Below are 19,553 nucleotides of genomic sequence, written 5' to 3'. Positions count from 1 at the left end.
AATATCTACTTATCTAGAATATCCCATGAGAAATTCCACCATCAATTGGAATAAAAGTACCTGTAATAGCACTTGCAGCATCACTAGCTAAAAAAGCTACAACATTACCAAATTCTATTGGGTCATTATATCTCTTCATTGGTAAATTTTTTGTGATTTCTAATTCGATTTCTTCAACATTTCGCTTTTGTGTTTTAGACATTTCATTTAATAATTCTAATGCGCGAGCAGTTTTGAAAGAACCAGGTCCAACAGTATTAACTGTAACTCCATAACTAGCGTATTGATGAGAAAGAGTTTTAGAAAGAGAAGCTAGTCCAGCCCTATATATGTTTGATAAGGTAAGCATTTTTGAAGGCTCTTTTGCAGTAAGAGAAGAATTTATAATAATTCTTCCCCACTTACGAGAAGACATATCAGGAATTAATTGTTTAGTTAAATAAATGACGGGCAATAACAGATCATTGTGTGCTTTACAGAAATCTTCAATAGTTAAATCCTCTATCGTTCCAGCTTTAGGACCAGCCACATTTGTAAATAAAATATCAATATTCCCCAGTTGCTTTTTTCCTTGCATAATAAGTTTATTTAAATCCTCGATGCTAGTTACGTCGGATGGGATTGCTAGAACTTCTCCTTTACTACCAATATCACAAATTTCTTTTTTAGCTTTTTCTAATTTTTCACTTCTACTTGTAATAATTACATTATGTCCATCAAAGTATAATCTTTTAGCAACTGCTAAGCCAAGTCCATCAGAACTAGCTAACACTAATGCGGTACGTCTTTCAATTTTATTCATTAAATCTCCTCCAACATATCTTCATATAATTGATCATCTTTACTTACATCATATTTTAAAGTTCTACCTATAAAATTCTTAGCTTCTGAAGGTTGGGTACCTGTTCCAGGGCGCTTATATGTTAAATCACTCCATTGGATTTTTGTACCTTTAGTCATATCACTACAAGCTACCAAGGACCTACGAGTTAATATAAAATTTGCATCATCCGTATGCCGGCGCTTTATCGGCACACCCATTGCTTTTTTAATATTGCGTATATCAGTTACAAATTGATTTAGTTCATGAGGATTAATAGAAACTTCATAGTCAGGTCTTTTTATTGTAGCGTCTAAACTGAAGTGCTTTTCTATAACGTGAGCACCTAACGTCACTGCTGCTAAGGAGATAGCTGTTCCTGCAGTGTGATCACAGAAGCCTACTGGATAATTAAATTTTTTTAGTGTCTCCATTACTCTAAGATCAACTTCATTAGGTGGAGTCGGATATTTAGTATTAGTTTGATATACAACGACATTTTTTCCACCTGATTTTTCAATCACTTCTAAAGCAGCTTCTATTTCAGATAACAATGCATTTCCAGTAGAAAGAAATATAGGTAAACCAGTTTTTGCACATTCAGCCAAAAAGGGATGGCATGTAATATCCCCGCTAACTATTTTAAGAAAGTCAGCACCTGACTTGACAATAAACTCAAGAGACTTAAAATCTACTACACAAGCCGTCGTAGATAATCCCAATCTATGTGCAGTATCAAACAATTCGATAATCTGTTCGTCTGATAATCTCCATTTATCCCAATCTAATTTGGTCTTAGAAGATTTTCTACAATCGATGTCATTATAGGCTATATGCTGAAAAGTAACTGCATCAGCCATACTTGAGTTTGCAACATCGACCATTTTTTTCGCCTCAATAAATGAACCTGCATGATTAATTCCGGCCTCGGCAATTACAAAAACTGATGAATCATCACCAATTAGCTTCCTATTAATATTAAATTTCTGCATCAGCAATCTGTCCTTTCTCAAGGTAACTACAAAATTGCAGCAGTTGTATAGAATGTAATTTCTTAAGTGTATTTGTAAGGAATTGTTAGCAAGATTTTTTTATTTAGAAATGTTTAAACAGAAGTGAAGTGTAAATAATCACATGCTATAGCAGCTGCAGTGTTATTTAGGAGAAGATATCTACCTCTTTTAAAACATCATCTGGACCATTTGGATCATATTTTAAATCTTTCGCTTTTTTATTTTTCAACAACTTTAATAACGTATGAACCAAGAAACGAATTTAGAATGTGAAATAATTATTTTTCAAAATTATTATTGGGAAAATGGGAAATATTTGTTTTGATTTCCATCAGAGAAATATCAAGTAGTAGTTTTCCATTAATGTATTAGAGTGTGCAATCGCATCACCGTAGCATTCTTTAAGTGAGCTTTTAATTATTCGAGATTCAAAATCATTTGTACCAAATAGCAGTCACTTTCATATACTGGGCAGGATACTATTTACCTGCTTTATCCCGCTATTTGCTGTCAGTAAGGTCTGCCGTGTTGTACGAAGGAGCCAATAGGAACGAATTTGATTTTCGATTTCATAAGGATATAAAAGATAAATCCATTTTTTCTTTGTCGTATCGTACGTATAGAAAATGCCACAGATTCTATATACATTCGGCCCAAAAATTTCAGGCTTTATTCTCTTTACATCAACATCTTTATACGCAATATTGATAACTAAAAATAAATAAGAAATCTTTATCATGTGAAGGAGAAGAGCTCCTCCTTTAAACGGAGTGAAGGTAGGGGCAGTTAAATGTAAAAATATATTGTCATTCTGTTTAAAATATCTAACTAGCCTAAGTGGTTATTATGGAGGTGCTCTATGAAATTAGCATTAGGTACTGTTCAGCTGGGTCTTCATTATGGAATAGGAAATATAATGGGTAAACCTGATAGGGAAGAGGCTTTAAATATCATCAAATATGCTGTAAATAATGGTATAGATGTGTTAGATACAGCGTCTTCTTATGGAAATAGTGAAGTTATTATAGGTGAATATGTCTCAAGCAAAACAACAGAAAAAAATTTTCAGGTTGTAACTAAAATACCTATGATTGATTCTGAAAATATTGGTATTGAGCATTTAGATAGCTTAATTGATAAATATATTAAACAATCTATGATGAATTTGAAAACAAATATTATAGACTGTTGCCTGTTACATGATTCTAAAAATATGGTTTCACATAATGGATATATCATTCAAAAATTAAATACATTGAAATTAGGGGGAGTAATTAAAAAGATTGGTGTATCCGTTTATACACCTGATGAAGTTAAGCGGTTTTTGGAATTTGATTGTTTTGATATGATTCAAGTTCCTTTAAATATATTTGATCAACGTCTAATTTGTTCAGGCCTACTACAAAAGCTGAAAACAAAAGGAATAGAAATACATGCTAGAAGCCCATATCTTCAAGGGTTGCTATTAATGGATACGGAAAAAATTCCCGATTATTTACAAATCGCTAAAAAACCAATAAAAGAATTTGAGTTTTTAGCTCGGGAATTCAATTTAAGTAGAGCGCAATTGGCTTTATTATTTGTTCGAGAATTGAAAGAAGTTGATAAGATTATTATTGGATGTGAAACAGTAGATCAATTAAAAGAAAATATTCAAATCTGTAATTCACCTTTATTAGAAGAGAAAGTTCTTAATACTGCAAAGAAATTATTTAAGGATATACCTGAGATAATTATTAATCCGAACTTATGGAGGGTGAATAATGAATCAACATGAATTATTTAGTTTAAAAGGCCAGAATGCAATTGTTACTGGTGGATCTGGTTATCTTGGTTCTGCAATTTCTGAAGGGCTGGCTAAGTATGGTGCAAACGTTATGATAGTTAGTAGAAGCAAAGAAAAATGTATGAATTTAGCTGATCAGTTAAATCAAAAATATAATGTGAAATGTCAGGGATATGCTCTAGATGTTTCAGATAGTAAATCAATAAATCATACATTTGAGGAGATTTATAATTCAGATAATAAGATAGACATTCTTATTAATAATGCTTACTTTGGAGCAGGAAAGACTATTGAAGAAATGACAGAATCGGAGTGGGAAACAGGAATTGATGGTTCTATAAATAATGTGTTTCGGGTTACTAAAAAGGCATTACAATATATGTTACCGAAGAATAAAGGAAATATTATTAATATCTCTTCAATGTATGGTGTTGTTTCCCCAGACCCTTCTATTTATGGCGATTCAGGCTTTAATAATCCTCCGAATTATGGAGCAGGAAAAGCTGCTATCATACAGTTTACTCGGTATCTTGCGTGTCACTATGGTTTAAAAGGAATTAGAGCTAATTCTATCTCTCCAGGTCCATTTCCTAATACAGAAGTTCAGAAAAATAAAGAATTTATTCGAAATTTAAAGAAAAAAACAGCGCTAGGTCGTATTGGAAATCCCCAGGAATTACAAGGGTTGATTGTTTTTCTTGCATCTAATGCTTCAAGCTATGTAACGGGGCAAAATATTTGCATTGATGGTGGCTGGACATCGTGGTAAAACATCGCTAGAAAGTCAAGGATGTAACAAGAAACCTTTCCACTGAAAAAATCTTCTCATTTTATATAAGATGAGAAGATTTTTTAGTTATAGTGAGAATTTGACAATCTAGAAGTGAAAAGAGCCTTCGTTAATAATGTTATATTATATTGATAAATTTATCGTTACAAATATTTTGTTATTCTGTAAAATTTCCTAATTTTAAGGAAGTATTTGATATAGATAGAAGTCATTTCTCTTTATTGAGACTGACTTTTATTTTTGAGTTAGTGCAACTCATTGAAAACCTTTGTTAATATGATTTAGGTATTTTAAGAAGGTTATTTCCAAAATTTTAATGGAAAATGAAAAAATACAATTTGTATCATGTTTATTTTTTGAAGCAATATCTCTTATTGGTACTATCCTCTTATATCATTCTTCTTGGTATTCTTTAGCTAAGTGAGAGGGGTATGATGAAATAGGAGGACCAATCTTAAAGAAGGATAAACTAGTTTTTGAAATCGGTATACAGTTCTTTAATAAATATAGTTTTTGCAATATGTCTTTATCTATTGGATGTAGCATGTAATCTGTCATTATGAAATAATTGTGATGATAGATAAATACTTTTCCTTCGGGTAGAATCGTGTAATGAGATAAATTCGGATAAATAGGTGGTCCATCTGAAAATTTATCTAAACTACTTTGTGAAACTTTAATAATTTCTTGATTTGAAAATTTTAATTTGCGAAATGCTATGGTGTTAATGAATGGACGTTTTTGATTATTTTCTATATAAAATAATTCTTCTTTTTCGTTTTGCACAACCCGTAGATTTGGGATTGATTCAGTAAGGGTTATGGGAGGACCTTCAGTATATTTGTAGATAAAGGGATCAGGGATTGAGACAATTTCATTTTGATTATATTTGAAGTAGGAAAGCATTTCTTTCGATATAAGCCTACGTTTATAATTATCAATTAAAAATACTTCACCTTGTGAATTGCTAAACAAAATACCATTTAAATCTTTGGAAGGGAGGTTAGCATATAAATTTTGGAAGGAAAATGGTGTTTTAAAAGTAATATCGAGCACTTTGTTAATGGGATAAAAAGGCTGGAATGTATTTAGGCGTTTCCAAAACATCGCATCTCCAACAAACCAATATAAAGGATTTGTATCCCAATATTCACAGTATTTTTCATAAACCTTTAATAATATTCTTCTAGTATGCATAACTGAACAGTGATCCACAACATTTGCAGCTGTATATAAAATTTTTGAAGCTTCTCTTACATATTCATGAATAGGTTGTAGATTATAATCAACATATTTTACGTATTGAGAAGAGTACACTATATCTATTTCAGGTTGTTTTTCTAAGAAAGATAACATTTCAGCTAACCTGTTTGGAACGTACATAGTATCGTCCGTTAAATAGCAAATATACTCCCCACGTGTTAATGGAAGTGCCTTATTGATGAGAGTTGCATATCTTGTGGTTTTATATCTCTCATTATCTTGTATAAAACTATTTTCATAATAAATTCGAGGGTCATCTAAATAATTTTTTATAATATTTATAGTTTCTGGACAAGAGTTATCATCCATAATAAAAAGTTCCCATTCTTTATAAGTTTGCATTAGGACACTTTCAATAACTTGATTAATTAATGATGGCTTATTATAGCTAGTAAGGATAATTGAAATTAGGGGTTGCAAAATCGTCACCTCTTCTGAGAATATTGAATGTTTTTTCTAGCGAAGTCTAATAGATAATAATAAACCTTTATTGATACATTCTTTTTTGTACTTGGATAGTTTATTACCTTTTCATAGATATGGTATGGACTATAGTGGAGTAAAAAGAGATATATAGATAAATATAAACGCTGCTATAGACTTTAATATATATATAAATTTTTTTAAAAATTATCGGAACGGATTGTCCTTTCTGTTTATATAATAACGTAACTGTTTTTGTATTTGGTTATAAGGAGGAGAGGAATATTTGCCTAAAATTTCAGTTATAATGACAAGTTACAATAAGCCTACGTTTGTTGAAAAATCGATATTAAGTGTATTAAACCAAACTTTTCAAGATTTTGAGCTTTTTATCATGGATGATAATTCTAATGAAATGACCCAGAAGGTAATTCAACCATTTATAAATAAGGAAAATATACATTTTTATAAAAGTAATGTGGCCCATATTTCTGAACGGACAAAAAAAGTCAGATATGCGGCTCTAATTAATGAGGCTCTTAAGCATGCGAAGGGGGAGTATATTACTTATATTACTGATGATAATCAATATGAAAAAGAACGACTCAAAAAGATGTCTAGTTATCTTGATGAGAATAAAGATGTTCAAATTATTTATTCTGCATCAAAAACGATTCATCTAGATGAATCAGATTTGCCTATTAAAACTGTTGAAAGAGCTGCCAAAAAAATTACTAATAATGCTCCATGTACAATTGATCATTGTTCTATTATGCATAGAGCCTCTGTTTTACCGATTCTTGAAAAAAGGTGGAATTCATACTGGGATGAAGATCCTCAATTTTATCGTATAGGAGATGCACGTTTTTTTTGGAGATTAAATCATTATTGGGATTTTCATCCTTTAGATGAAATTTTAGATATCAATTATATTACTTCACATTCAATACATTCGCAGTTATTTGCAGAAGAAAAAAATGAATTTGTACAATTATTACCGCCACAAAGAACATGTAAAGAATTAAGAGAAGACTTAAGAAGAAAAAGAGGGTGAAATGTTGAGTGATATCTATTTGGGAATTACTAGGCGCAAAATCTAGAATATATAAATGTTTTTTCTGAGCTAAACCATTATAATATCCGTTTGCCATTACCGAGTAATTTTTATCAATATTTAGACGATGATGTAAAAAATAATATGAAAGTAAATAATTTTTATAAACAACTGTCCATTGAGCCAATAGAAGAAACGCAGTTGTAGTTAGAGTCTGAAAAAAATGTCTTCATTTCAACCAAAGATAACTCCTTAAACAACCTCATATTTTCAGTTTTCAATGAGCAACCTGTACAAAAAATATAAAACAGCATCGTATGTTTTGCTATTCAAAAAGCTAATTTATCTCCCACCTATTTGTTGGTGCAATAGCACTACATACAAATTGAGAAGGGAGTTTTCTTGACTAAAAATTATTTCAATCAGAGGAGGTATGCATTTATATGTTTTTTAAAGATAAAAACATTTTAATTATTGGTGGAACAGGAACAATTGGAAAGAGCATTCTTTCTAATATTCTAGAAGAAAAGCCAAAAGTTGTAAGGGTTTTTAGTAGAAGTGAATATAATCAATTTTTATTACAAGAAGAATTCAGGGAAAAAAATCGAAATATTCGCTATTTAATCGGGGATATTCGCAATTATGATCGATTATTTAGTGCGATGGAAAATATTGATTATGTGTTCCATGTGGCAGCGATGAAGCATGTTTCTTTTTGTGAATATAATCCGTTTGAAGCTGTTTTGACCAATATTTTTGGAACACAAAATGTAATAAAAGCGGCAATTGCTCAGAAAGTAAAAAAGGTAGTTTTTACAAGTTCTGATAAAGCGATTTCACCAACAAATAATTACGGTGCGACAAAATTGACTGCTGAAAGATTGATTACGTCAGCGGAATATTCAAAAGGTTCAAGTGAAACGATATTCGCAAGTGTTCGTTTTGGAAATGTTATGGGGTCAAGAGGTTCTGTTATTCCCTTATTTGAAAAACAAATTAAAGAAAACCAAAAAATAACTGTAACGGATCTTAGTATGAGTAGATTTATGATGACACTGACCCAAGCAACTATGTTAACAATTGAAGCAATGAAAATAGCAAAGGGTGGTGAAACTTTTATATTAAAAATGCCAGTTATTTCATTAAACGATTTAAGTGAAGTGATGATAGAAGAAGTTACAAAGTTATATGGATTGCCCAAGGAGAATATTAAAATTGAAGAAATTGGGTTAAAACCTGGTGAAAAAATGTATGAAGAACTTATGACACATGATGAATCTTTACAGGCTTTTGAATTACCAGATATGTTTATCATTCCTAGCCCATTAAAAAAGGGTGCTCAATATGAAAATGCAAAAAGGGCGAAGGCAGGGTTTTACCGTTCTGATAATCAAAATGCTATTTCAAAAGAAGAGCTTAGAAATTTAATATTAAACCAGAAACTATTAACAGGAGGGGAGAAACTATGAAAATATTAGTAACTGGTGGTGCAGGTTTTATTGGTAGGTGGGTTGTAAAGAGATTATTGCAGGATAAGCATGAAGTATGGATATTAGACAACTTAGCAAATTCAACTACTGCAAATATTACCGAGTTTGCACACGATCTAAATTTAAAACAATGCATTCAAGGAGATATTAAAGATAAAAAATTAGTTGCTCAATTATTTGAAAATAATTCATTTGACCTTTGTTATCATTTAGCAGCGAGTATTAATGTTCAAGATAGTATAGACGACGCTAGAACAACTTTTGAAAATGATACAGTAGGTACTTTTAATTTGTTAGAACAATGTCATAAGCATAATGTCAAAATGGTCTTTATGAGTACGTGTATGGTATACGATAAAGCTACTAATATACAAGGAATATCAGAATTAGACCCGATTAAACCAGCTTCTCCATATGCTGGATCAAAAATTGCTGCTGAAAACATGGTTTTATCTTACTATTATGCTTACAAGCTGCCAGTTGTGGTTATTCGTCCATTTAATACGTATGGTCCATTCCAGAAAACTGGTGGTGAAGGTGGGGTTGTTGCTATTTTTATAAATAATAAATTAGATAATGTACCACTAAATATTTATGGAGATGGGAAACAAACGAGAGATCTTTTATATGTTGAAGATTGTGCGGATTTTGTTGTGGCGGCAGGATACTCTTCAAAAGCAAATGGTCATATTATTAACGCAGGAACAGGACAAGATATATCCATTAATAAATTAGCAGAATTGATTTCAGGAAATAAAGTAAGTATTCAACATGTAACTCATATCCATCCACAAAGTGAAATTCAAAAATTATTATGTAACTATGAAAAAGCAAAAACAATATTGAGTTGGAAACCAAAAGTTTCTTTAGAAGATGGAGTTATTAAAACAGAAGAGTGGATTAAATCTTTAAAAAGTAACCCTAAGGAGAAAGAATAATGGTAAGGGAAATTCTCGGTATACATGGAGGAAAGCCTGTTAGAGAAACAAATTTGCCATATGGTCAACAACAAATTGATGAACATGACATTCAGGCGGTTGTAGATGTATTAAAAGGGGATTTTTTAACGACAGGGCCAACGATTCAACAGTTTGAGGAGGCTATAGCGAAATATGTGGGAGCAAAATACGCTGTTTCTTTTTCAAATGGTACAGCTGCTCTGCATGCTGCTTGCTATGCAGCTGGCATAACTGAGGGAGATGAGGTAATTACAACTCCAATGACATTTGTAGCAAGTGCAAATTGTATTTTATACCAGGGTGGAAAGCCAGTATTCGCAGATATTGACAATGAAACATATAACATTAGTCCTAAATCTATAGAGGAAAAGATTACAAACAAAACAAAAGCCATCATTCCCGTACATTTTACTGGGCAGCCTGTAGAGTTAGAGGCAATAAAGAAAATCGCAAAAGAAAATAATTTGATTATCATTGAAGATGCAGCCCACGCATTAGGAGCCAAATATAAAAATAAAAAGATTGGTTCTATTGGTGATATGACAATGTTTAGTTTCCATCCGGTGAAACATATTACTACCGGAGAGGGCGGAGTAATTACTACAAATAATCCACTGTTTTATGAAAAACTTGTTCAATTCCGTACGCATGGAATTGAAAGGAATCCTCAAAAACTTCTTGAAAATCATGGGCCTTGGTATTATGAAATGCAATTCTTAGGTTACAACTACAGAGTAACGGATATACAAGCTGCTCTGGGCTTATCACAGTTAAATAAATTAGACTCTTTTATTAAGATTAGAAAGAAATATGTAGACATCTATAATAAAGAATTTAGTTGTCTATCTGAAATCATCATACCAAAGCAATTGCCCCAAACCGACTCAAGTTGGCATCTTTACATTATTCGTTTAAATACTAAATTATTAAAGGGCAATCGAAAAGAAATTTACGAGGCATTACAAAGAGAAAATATCGGTGTGAATGTGCACTATATACCCGTACATTTACAACCGTTTTATCAAAAATTAGGTTATGAAAAAGGTATTTGTCCACAAGCAGAAAATGTATATGAGGAAATTATTACACTGCCTCTATTTCCGAAAATGACAGAAGCTGATGTATGGGATGTAATAAAAGCGGTGAGAAAAGTTCTTTCGTTTTATAGAATTGCTAAACATTAAATGAAAGGGGTGTTATTAAGATTGCAAAATCAAAAATTGTTAAGAGCTGTTACAAAAATCGATATTAAAAAAGGAGAGATTATTACAGCTAATAAAATAGCTATGGAACTAGATGTTGTTGAAAATGCACTGAACCAGCTTGAAGCAGAGGAATTATTACCTCAGATAGCTTTATATAATTTGTCTGCAGGTACCCCATTATCAAAAGAGGTTATTGAACCTCCAAAAGTAGTAATAATTGTACTTTGCCGGTTAAAATCTACTAGGTTACCTTTAAAGGCATTATTACCAATACACGGAATTCCTTCCATTGAAAGATGTCTTATAAATACATTAGCTATTCCAGGAAAACATCAGGTCATACTTGCTACTTCAGATATAGCACAAGATGATCCTTTGGAAAAATTTGATTTAGACGGGAAGGTTAAAATTTTCAGAGGTGATCCAGAAAATACTGCTGATCGCATATTTCAAGCTGCCAAACAAGAAAATGCAAATATTGTAATGCGGATTACAGGAGATTGCCCAGTTGTGTCACCAGAAATCAATACTTTTTTACTAGATGAACATTTGAAAAGCGGTGCAGATTATACACAGGCAGAGTTAAGTACGTTACCTGTTGGAACAGCAGGCGATATTTTTACATTAGAGGCAATCGAACGATTGCTACAAACCCAAAAAACTTTAACCTATGCAGAATACCTTCCGTTGTATTTTGTGAATAATCCCCATTTATTCCAAGTCAATATAGTAAAACTCCCTCCTCCATTTCGTTACCCTACTTGGAGGCTAACATTAGATGAACAACCAGATTTAGATATGTTCAATGAACTTTATAAAAGTCTGAATGTAAAATCTAAACCTTTATTTTTTCATCAAATAAAAGATTACATCCTAGGAAATCCTGAACTTGTTCAAATCAATAGTCATGTGGAACTGAAATATATAAATCAAAAATCGTTAGTAGATGAGTTAAATAGAGAAACAAAATTATAAATTAATAAATTGTAGCGCTTTTAGTGAGGAGGGAGTAACTTGCTTGAGAAAAAAATTGCCTTTCGCGCCGACGCATCTATTGAAATAGGGACCGGCCATATTATGCGTTGTTTAACACTTGCCCATGAGTTACGGAATAAAGGTGCTCAGATTTATTTCATTTGCCGTAAGCTGCAAGGTGATCTGCAGCAATATATTTTAAATAAGGGATTTCATGTGTTTTTATTAGATGCAGATGGTGAAAATACGAATTTTTCAAGTACAGTACACGGGAGTTATTTGAATTGGTTAAAATATCATTGGTTTGTTGATGCACAACAGACCAATGATATTTTGTCGCAACTTCCCAAGTTTGATTGGTTAATTGTTGATCATTATGGATTAGATAATAAGTGGGAGACTGCTTTAAGAAAAACTGTAAGAAAGATTATGGTAATTGATGATCTTGCAAATCGAATGCATGACTGTGATTTATTACTAGACCAAAATTTATATGATAACCTTAATGGTCGCTATAAAGATTTATTACCAGAGCAATCATTAGTGAAATTAGGACCTAAATATGCCATATTACGACCAGAGTTTCATGCTGCTAAAAAATTTTTAAGAAAAAGAACAGGCGAGATTGAACGCATTTTTGTATTTTTTGGGGGGCATGATGCAACGAATGAAACATTAAAAACATTAAGAGCTATACAAAATATAAGTAGCGATACTTTAAAAGTAGATGTAGTAGTAGGAAGTCAAAATCCCCATAAAGAAGAGATTGAATCTTATTGCAGGAGTATTTCTAATGCCTCGTTCTATTGTCAAATAGAGAATATGGAAGAGTTTATCGTACGAGCGGATTTAGCGATAGGAGCTGGTGGCACAACCACATGGGAACGCTGCTTTCTTGGATTACCTTCTATAACAATTACAACTGCTCCAAATCAAATTGAAGTAACCCAGGCTGTGTCGAAAGCTGGGGCTACATGGAATATTGGTACAGCTGAAAGTGTTTCGGATGAAACGATTACGAAATGTCTAAGCAAGCTTTTATCAAATTCTAAAATAGTGAAAGAAATGTCTAATAAGGCTCTTTCTATACAGTGTGCCAGTAATTCAGATGAAATAGCAAAAATTATTTTAGGAGGATAGCATGTTAGATATAGGGGATTTTCAATTGAAAAGTTTAGAAAAGAAAGATTTAGAACTGATTTTAAAGTGGAGGAATACAAAAGAAATACGTACGGTTATGTATGAAGATCATGAAATTACAATAGACGAACATTTAAAATGGTATAAAAAACTAGAAATGGATGATACAAAGATTGCAAGATTATTAATATATAAAGAAAAACCAATTGGATTTGTTAATTTTACAAAAATAGACAAAATGAATCGGACTTGTTATTGGGGATTTTATATAGGCGACAAACAAAGCGTAAGGCGTGCTGGAACTGTATTAGGTTTATTAGCATTAGATCTTATTTTTGAAACAAAAGGCATACAAAAAGTGTGTGCAGAAATATTAGAATTAAATCGTATTAGTTTAAACTTTCATCAGAAACTTGGGTTTGTAGAAAATGGAAGATATGTGAACCATATTTGCAAGGGTAATGAATATATCGATGTCATTAAAATGACACTATTTTATGAGCAATGGATGGAAAGAAAAAAAGCTATAAAAAAAGAACTTGAAGGTGAAAAACATGAGTAATGTATATATCGGCGGTAGAGAGATTGGCAATAACTCGCCACCATTTATTATTGCAGAAATGTCAGGGAATCATAATCAATCATTAGGTAGAGCATTGCAAATTGTAGAAGCAGCTGCAGAGGCTGGAGCACAGGGATTTAAAATTCAAACATATACACCTGATACAATGACTTTAAATATAGAAAATGGTGATTTTTTAATTCAGGATACGAACAGCTTATGGAAAGGTAAATCACTTTATCATTTATATAAAGAAGCATATACACCATGGGAGTGGCATAAACCAATTTTTGATCGCTGTACAGAATTAGGAATGATACCATTTAGTACGCCATTTGATGAAACTGCTGTAGATTTTCTAGAGTCATTAAATGTTTCTTGTTATAAAATCGCATCTTTTGAAAATACTGATATTCCCCTCATACGTAAAGTAGCCGCAACAGGAAAACCAATAATCATTTCGACAGGTATGGCTTCAGTTGCTGAATTAGATGAAACAGTAAGGGCTGCGAGAGAAGAGGGATGTAAAGAATTAATTCTATTAAAATGTACAAGTACGTATCCTGCATCACCAAAATCTACAAACATAGCTACCATACCTCATATGAAGGAGTTATTTAAATGTGAAATAGGTTTATCTGATCATACACTTGGAGTAGGGGTATCTGTAGCAAGTGTTGCTTTGGGGGCCACAGTAATTGAGAAACATTTAACACTCTCGAGGTCTGACGGAGGTGTAGACGCTGAATTTTCAATGGAACCTGCTGAATTTAAATTATTAGTAAGTGAAACTGAAAAAGCATGGGAATCTTTAGGTAATGTATATTATGGACCAACTAATTTAGAAAAAGACTCTTTAAAGTTTAGAAGGTCATTATATGTTGTAGAAGACATAAAAGCGGGAGAAGTATTCACGAATGAAAATATTAAAGCTATCAGACCAGGTAATGGTTTATTGCCAAAACACTTATCCAAAATTCTCGGAAAGAAAGCGAGTAAGGATATCAAAAAAGGAACACCTATTTCATGGGATTTAATTTGATAGAGTATACTGAAATGCTAATAAAAATTCATTTCAAGTATATAGTAGCAAACAAGTTAGCTTACGCTAACCGACATGCATCTCCTACCTATTTGTTAGTGCTAGCACACCTTCAGGAAAAGTAAGGAGGGAGTCTTCTGACGGGAAAAGATAAATTAAAATGCCTTTTCATAAAATTGAAAAGGCATTTTAATTTATTCAGAATGATTATAAAAGAAAAGAAATTTTTAATTTAATAAATCAATTAAGTTGTGATCGTAATATAGTCGTTATAAAATTGATTCTCTCATGAAAAGTATGTTGTGTAATAACTTTTGTGTGAATTTTTTCGATCATTAATCCTTTTGAAATCGTATCATTCAAATGAAGAGATATCTTATTTAAACAATCATTAAAGCTGTTATAGGATATAATTTCATCTTTATTGAAGAAAGATGAAAGATCAGATTTTTCTTCTATAATTTGAAAGCCTTGGCAAGCGGCGATATCAAATGTACGATTATTAATGGTATTACTTTTTACTCTATTTTTATTTTTATTCTGTGGCAACATATAACTACGATGAGGATTTAATATGAGACTAGCGTTATTATAATAGAACGCAACTTCTTGAGGTGGAATCCATTCTTCTATAATCTTAATTCTTCGGTGATTTTTCCATTTTTTAATTAACTTATTTCTCCAATGTTGACCAATAACAGTATAGTGATAAGGAGTTTTTTCCAAAAGAAACTGTATCAATTTTACTCGGGTTGGATAAGGGTATCCAATGAACAATACTTCACTTTTATATTTTGAATTTTTTAGACCAGGTTTAAATACATCTATATTAGTTGCTAATGGTAAGTGATATACATTGGTATATCCTAAACTTGTGTAATATTTAAGTGCTTCACTATCGATAGTAAATATAAAATCAAAGTTATTTAATAGAAGAAGAGAAGTGTCTATATAAAATGGGTCCTCAGTTAACCAGACAGCTAATTTAATGTTCCTTTTTTTAAAATATTGAATGGCTATTTGCGGTAGATGATTACCTAATAAGGTGAAAACAATATCAGGATGAAACGTTGTTGTAATGAAATCTAATTGCTCTATTAATTCACTCGGCTGTACTGCTAACCATTCGAAATTTTGATTGATAAGTGTTCTCTGTATGCTTTGATCTAGATATTGATAGATTTTTGAGTAACCAGAAGTAATGTATAAGAGTTTCATATTTCAATCCCTGCTTTAGGTATAAAATATATTATGAGCTAAACGTAACACTTTCTATTTCTTTACAACTGATCTTAGTAATACTTATAGTAGGAGGAGTAAGTGAATTTTCCTCTTCTAATGTGACGATACAAGTATTAGGGTTAAAATTTGTAAAAATAGCAGGTCCAATAATATTTCCAGATTTACCAGTCACAGTAACGACTTCGCCTGGTTGTAAATTTTTAAAAATACTACATACTCCACCTGAACAACGAAATAAATTACATAAGAACAAATTTGTCCCTCCTTTAAACAATATACTGTATCATATGAAAGTATGTAGAAGGATGTGTAGACAAGTAACCCTTAGAAGGGGAAAAAATTAAATTAAAGAAAATTATTGAAGTGATAGATAAAATAATACATTTGTGATTATTCTGATTAGATTTTTTCATAAAAAAGACATTCATTAGAATGTCTTTTTTATAGATTGAACTAGAACCATTTAAATCATCTTAAGGTGTGGTTAAAGTAACGCTTTCTATATCTTCACAACTTATGAATATAGTATTGGTTGAAGAGGGGGTCAGCACATCTTCTTCTACCAATACCACCGCACAAAGATTTGGAAAGAACAGTGAAAAAGTAGCAGGTCCAATAATTTGACCTGATCTAGTAGTAACTGTAACAACTGTACCTGTTGGCCATGAAGAGAATAAAAAACAAGCTAAACCTTTACAATTTGCCATATTAAATCCTCCTAACTCTAATTTCAAATAATGTAGTAAATTCCAAACATCTTATAGTGTATGTGGTAGCAGTATAAAGTGCTTGGATATTCGTTCATGATCAACAGAATCACTGTGAAATACTACTATACACACGTTTAAAAGATAAAAATGGTAAGGAGGTTTATGAAGGAGATATTGTATGATTTAGTAATCAGTTATTCAAAGTTCCAAATGATATGGATCGGAATTATGGGGTGGGAGATAACGAGTATATCGAGCTATGCTATATGGTATTTGATTAGGATGAGATAGAAGGCTTAAGTTTTTGGTAGCATTTATGGGAATCCAGAGTAACTAGAAAACTAAATAAAATTCTTATTTGCACGACACGTTTCCTTATAAGTGTGCAAACACGAAATAGGAGAGTTATTAATTTGATGACAACAACTGTTTGACTGAAGGTAGGAATGGAAACACCGCCAGGTTGAGCTTAAACTACTTATCTAATACTCCTACATGCAAGGCATGATAATAGTCACAAATTGTATGAAGCTAGGTGAAGTTAGCTGAACAAAACCTAAGTGAGAAATCATATGGTAATGGATAGGTCGGGATGCTATAAAATATCTATGGTGAGAATGTACGGCTCTAAAGGATTAATACATTAGAAATGTGTATGTCGTTAATGACGATGTTATCTACCGAAAAGTAAGAGTAAATGATATGAAATTCGGAACATCTAACGATGAGGATGTAAAGATAACAGGCTTACAGCAAGCACCTAAGGATATATGTATAGCTAAGTCAATCGGAACGTGGTAAGCAAGAAAATGTCACCAAAGCCTACTAGAAGACAGGTGCATATACGGTTCTAACGAACCGAAATTGATTTGTTCTTGTGAAGGTGGGGACACGTATCAACGAAGCATGTAACAAATGTGGAGGGATAGTCCCTAGTCTTATTCGTTGAAAACTAAATCAACTATATGTAACTCACAGGATCGAGTAAGATGATGGGACCTTTCGTAAGAAAAGGGAATGAATACATCGGTGAGTACAATATTGTTCGTAATCTAGTTGCTCTAGTATAAAAGGATAAGATGGGACGCTGTATGCAATGAAAGTCGCACGTACAGTGTTAAGCCGGGGAAAAGATGGAGATAACTTCAAAATTATATATCGCAACGATATCTAAATTGTATATGTAGAAAGGAGCACCTAATTAAAGTGCTCCTTAGGAGATTGATTATAAATGTCTGTTCATTAACTATTATTATGTTTATTTTATCAAATGGTGAAAAACTTGGACAAAAACTTCATTTTGCATACCAAAGCAGCTAGTTAATAAAACTAACTGCTCGTTGTATAAAAGAAACGCTACGCTTACAGAAACAGTATCAACAGGGTTAAAAATATTATTCGGAAATGAAAGGTAGGAGATGAATTGGCTTCGAATAAGGGATGGCAGGAAGCCATCTTAATTGTTCGACATACAGAAAGTGTTACTCTACTACCTATCGAATGTATGTTTGGTGTATGATAGTCATATACCGAAATGGAGGTGAATCAAATAATGATGAATAAAGCCTATAAGTTTCGTATCTATCCAAATCAGGCACAAGCAATTCTAATCAATAAAACGATTGGGTGTTCTCGCTTTGTATTCAATCATTTCCTATCCTTATGGGATCAAGCATACAAAGAGACAGGAAAAGGCTTGACCTATGGTACATGCTCTGCCAAACTACCTGCCATGAAGAAAGAGCTTGTTTGGTTAAAAGAAGTGGATAGTATTGCGATTCAGTCGTCTGTTCGCAACCTTGCGGATGCTTATACGCGCTTGTTCAAAAAACAAAACAGCGCACCGCGCTTTAAATCTAAGAAGAACAACGTACAATCTTATACCACAAAACAAACAAATGAAAACATTGCCGTTGTAGGGAACAAAATAAAGTTGCCGAAACTAGGCCTCGTTCGATTTGCCAAAAGTCGCGAAGTAGAGGGGCGTATTGTAAATGCTACAGTTAGACGGAACCCTTCTGGTAGATATTTTGTGTCACTATTAGTTGAAACAGAAATACAAGAACTTCCGAAAACACATTCTTACATTGGAATAGATGTAGGACTAAAAGATTTCGCTATTTTGTCAGATGGAACACACTATGAAAATCCGAAGTTTTTCCGATCATTAGAAGATAAGTTGGCGAAAGCACAGCGTGTTCTTTCTAGAAGAATGAGAGGATCTTCTCGCTGGAATAAACAACGAGTAAAGGTAGCTAGAATTCATGAATACATATCAAATGCTAGAAAAGATTACTTGGACAAAATTTCAACCGAAATCATCAAAAACCACGATGTTATCGGTATAGAGGATTTGCAAGTATCGAATATGTTAAAGAATCATAAGTTAGCAAAAGCAATTAGTGAGGTATCTTGGTCGCAATTTCGATCCATGTTAGAATACAAAGCAAAATGGTATGGCAAACAAGTCATTGTCGTATCGAAAACATTTGCTTCCAGCCAATTATGTTCTTGTTGTGGGTATCAAAATAAAGACGTTAAAGATCTAAACCTACGTAAATGGGTTTGCCTTTCATGTCAAACACATCATGATAGGGATATTAACGCAAGTATCAATCTAAAGAATGAAGCGATAAGGCTTCTAACCGCAAGGACTGCGGAGATAGCCTAATCAATTAGAGTTCGATAGAACTCTTTACTTAGGAATCCCCCCACTTCTAAACGAAGTGAAAGTGGGGGTAGTTCAAATAAGAGGATAATTATGGTTTTTGTAGAATAAATAAGTCGGGAAAGGCGGGAAGATAGTAATATATATGGATATAAAAATATTTGAAATGCGTGAAAAACGATTAGCGGAACTATTAGGTGCAAAGGTACTATGGGAATGTATAAGTGCAGTAATAGAGAGAATTAAAAAGCAAGAATTAGAGTCTATACTAGATTTATTAGAAGACCTATTCATATATGTGAAAGAAACTATTCAAATTATGAATCAACGCATAACAAAAGCCTCTGTAAAAACAGAGGCTAATGGTATAGATAAAGATACATTATTTGTGGAAGCGTATGTAGAATTAAT

At 32.3% G+C, this 19,553-nt stretch carries 19 protein-coding genes and 1 pseudogene; 13 read left to right on the top strand and 7 right to left on the bottom strand.

Annotated features, from left to right (window positions below; translation table 11 throughout):
• Positions 1-13: 13 nt before the first annotated feature.
• The 3 genes from AXW78_RS26800 to AXW78_RS26790 all read right to left on the bottom strand — a co-directional run bounded on the left by AXW78_RS26800 (position 14) and on the right by AXW78_RS26790 (position 2,572).
• Positions 14-802: an SDR family oxidoreductase gene (locus AXW78_RS26800; RefSeq protein WP_061884913.1), complete on the bottom strand. Its 789-nt coding sequence runs from the start codon at positions 800-802 to the stop codon at positions 14-16.
• Positions 802-1,812 (bottom strand): N-acetylneuraminate synthase family protein, encoded by a 1,011-nt coding sequence (locus AXW78_RS26795; RefSeq protein ID WP_061884912.1) that lies wholly within the window; start codon positions 1,810-1,812, stop codon positions 802-804. Before AXW78_RS26795 ends, AXW78_RS26800 begins: the two co-directional genes overlap by 1 nt.
• Before the next feature lie 481 nt (positions 1,813-2,293).
• Entirely contained in the window at positions 2,294-2,572 is a 279-nt protein-coding gene (locus tag AXW78_RS26790; RefSeq protein ID WP_061884911.1) for a hypothetical protein, read from the bottom strand.
• Between the two features lie 120 nt (positions 2,573-2,692).
• Between AXW78_RS26790 and AXW78_RS26785 the strand changes: the two genes are divergently transcribed.
• Positions 2,693-3,610 (top strand): aldo/keto reductase, encoded by a 918-nt coding sequence (locus AXW78_RS26785; RefSeq protein WP_061884910.1) that lies wholly within the window; start codon positions 2,693-2,695, stop codon positions 3,608-3,610.
• Positions 3,597-4,388: an SDR family oxidoreductase gene (locus AXW78_RS26780; protein WP_001071530.1), complete on the top strand. Its 792-nt coding sequence runs from the start codon at positions 3,597-3,599 to the stop codon at positions 4,386-4,388. The genes AXW78_RS26785 and AXW78_RS26780 overlap by 14 nt, the downstream gene beginning before the upstream one ends.
• A gap of 414 nt (positions 4,389-4,802) precedes the next feature.
• On the opposite strand, the gene AXW78_RS26775 is transcribed toward AXW78_RS26780, so the two are convergent.
• The gene (locus AXW78_RS26775) at positions 4,803-6,092 is read right to left on the bottom strand and encodes a glycosyltransferase family 2 protein (protein WP_001182747.1); all 1,290 of its coding nucleotides are present in this window, start codon (positions 6,090-6,092) and stop codon (positions 4,803-4,805) included.
• A 289-nt stretch (positions 6,093-6,381) separates the two neighbouring features.
• Between AXW78_RS26775 and AXW78_RS26770 the strand changes: the two genes are divergently transcribed.
• From AXW78_RS26770 to pseI, 9 genes and pseudogenes are all read left to right on the top strand, one after another.
• Positions 6,382-7,149, top strand: a complete 768-nt coding sequence (locus AXW78_RS26770; protein WP_001124412.1) for a glycosyltransferase family 2 protein — start codon at positions 6,382-6,384, stop codon at positions 7,147-7,149.
• Between the two features lie 51 nt (positions 7,150-7,200).
• A pseudogene (locus tag AXW78_RS33180) lies at positions 7,201-7,353 on the top strand (CDP-glycerol glycerophosphotransferase family protein); the annotation flags it as partial.
• 239 nt (positions 7,354-7,592) lie between these two features.
• Complete coding sequence (locus tag AXW78_RS26765; protein ID WP_000465152.1) at positions 7,593-8,618, top strand: SDR family NAD(P)-dependent oxidoreductase; 1,026 nt, start codon at positions 7,593-7,595, stop codon at positions 8,616-8,618.
• Positions 8,615-9,577: a dTDP-glucose 4,6-dehydratase gene (locus AXW78_RS26760; protein WP_000699380.1), complete on the top strand. Its 963-nt coding sequence runs from the start codon at positions 8,615-8,617 to the stop codon at positions 9,575-9,577. The genes AXW78_RS26765 and AXW78_RS26760 overlap by 4 nt, the downstream gene beginning before the upstream one ends.
• On the top strand, positions 9,577-10,782 hold the full coding sequence (gene pseC / locus AXW78_RS26755; RefSeq protein WP_061884909.1) for a UDP-4-amino-4,6-dideoxy-N-acetyl-beta-L-altrosamine transaminase: 1,206 nt from the start codon (positions 9,577-9,579) through the stop codon (positions 10,780-10,782). The genes AXW78_RS26760 and pseC overlap by 1 nt, the downstream gene beginning before the upstream one ends.
• Positions 10,783-11,778 carry a cytidylyltransferase domain-containing protein gene (locus AXW78_RS26750; RefSeq protein ID WP_061884908.1) on the top strand — a complete coding sequence of 332 codons (996 nt, stop codon included), beginning with the start codon at positions 10,783-10,785 and terminating at the stop codon, positions 11,776-11,778. It begins immediately after the preceding gene.
• A gap of 39 nt (positions 11,779-11,817) precedes the next feature.
• A complete protein-coding gene (gene pseG, locus AXW78_RS26745; protein ID WP_061884907.1) occupies positions 11,818-12,918 on the top strand; it encodes a UDP-2,4-diacetamido-2,4,6-trideoxy-beta-L-altropyranose hydrolase in 1,101 nt (366 codons plus the stop codon).
• A gap of 1 nt (position 12,919) precedes the next feature.
• Complete coding sequence (gene pseH, locus AXW78_RS26740) at positions 12,920-13,480, top strand: UDP-4-amino-4,6-dideoxy-N-acetyl-beta-L-altrosamine N-acetyltransferase (protein ID WP_000884116.1); 561 nt, start codon at positions 12,920-12,922, stop codon at positions 13,478-13,480.
• Positions 13,473-14,522 carry a pseudaminic acid synthase gene (pseI, locus tag AXW78_RS26735; RefSeq protein ID WP_000073378.1) on the top strand — a complete coding sequence of 350 codons (1,050 nt, stop codon included), beginning with the start codon at positions 13,473-13,475 and terminating at the stop codon, positions 14,520-14,522. The genes pseH and pseI overlap by 8 nt, the downstream gene beginning before the upstream one ends.
• A gap of 240 nt (positions 14,523-14,762) precedes the next feature.
• Here the strand turns inward: pseI and AXW78_RS26730 are convergent, their stop codons facing one another.
• The 3 genes from AXW78_RS26730 to AXW78_RS26720 all read right to left on the bottom strand — a co-directional run bounded on the left by AXW78_RS26730 (position 14,763) and on the right by AXW78_RS26720 (position 16,471).
• The gene (locus AXW78_RS26730; protein WP_061884906.1) at positions 14,763-15,740 is read right to left on the bottom strand and encodes a CgeB family protein; all 978 of its coding nucleotides are present in this window, start codon (positions 15,738-15,740) and stop codon (positions 14,763-14,765) included.
• A gap of 31 nt (positions 15,741-15,771) precedes the next feature.
• Entirely contained in the window at positions 15,772-16,017 is a 246-nt protein-coding gene (locus tag AXW78_RS26725) for a hypothetical protein (protein WP_000477974.1), read from the bottom strand.
• Between the two features lie 220 nt (positions 16,018-16,237).
• Positions 16,238-16,471, bottom strand: a complete 234-nt coding sequence (locus tag AXW78_RS26720) for a hypothetical protein (protein ID WP_001262458.1) — start codon at positions 16,469-16,471, stop codon at positions 16,238-16,240.
• Between the two features lie 86 nt (positions 16,472-16,557).
• On the opposite strand from AXW78_RS26720, the gene AXW78_RS34025 reads away from it, so the two are divergent.
• Both AXW78_RS34025 and tnpB read left to right on the top strand, forming a co-directional pair.
• Positions 16,558-16,656: a YopX family protein gene (locus tag AXW78_RS34025; protein ID WP_142386006.1), complete on the top strand. Its 99-nt coding sequence runs from the start codon at positions 16,558-16,560 to the stop codon at positions 16,654-16,656.
• Positions 16,657-18,026: 1,370 nt separating this feature from the next.
• Positions 18,027-19,145, top strand: a complete 1,119-nt coding sequence (tnpB, locus tag AXW78_RS26715) for an IS200/IS605 family element RNA-guided endonuclease TnpB (protein WP_196766902.1) — start codon at positions 18,027-18,029, stop codon at positions 19,143-19,145.
• The last annotated feature ends 408 nt before the right edge of the window (positions 19,146-19,553 follow it).

The organism is Bacillus thuringiensis, from assembly GCF_001595725.1.
GTDB classification, from domain to species: Bacteria; Bacillota; Bacilli; order Bacillales; family Bacillaceae_G; genus Bacillus_A; species Bacillus_A thuringiensis_K.
Note: the sequence above shows the minus strand (reverse complement) of the source record. Positions and strands in the feature narration are given on the sequence as shown.